1 pseudogene is annotated in these 251 nt (G+C 64.9%); it reads right to left on the reverse strand.

Annotation, left to right across the window (positions count from 1 at the left end):
- Window positions 1-251 (reverse strand): annotated as a pseudogene (locus tag WP12_RS10020) (IS21 family transposase); the annotation flags it as partial.

Below are 251 nucleotides of genomic sequence, written 5' to 3' on the forward strand. Positions count from 1 at the left end.
AAGGCACGAGCGGTAGCCCTGCTCGGGATGTGGCCGGTCCATGATGATGCGCTCGACCAGCAGCGACAACATCGGCCCGATCCGGGCAGCCTCTTCTCGGATTTTGGCTGGGGTCCATTCCAGATAGCGCCGATGGCTGGACGGCATATGTTCGGGCACCGTGGTATGCCGTCCATTGCCGCTGCCACGCATGTGAACCGCGATGCGCTCGCCGCCGAGGAAGATCTCGACGGTGCGCGCGGTGAAGCGGG

It is taken from the genome of Sphingomonas sp. SRS2, from assembly GCF_000971055.1.
GTDB lineage: Bacteria > Pseudomonadota > Alphaproteobacteria > Sphingomonadales > Sphingomonadaceae > Rhizorhabdus.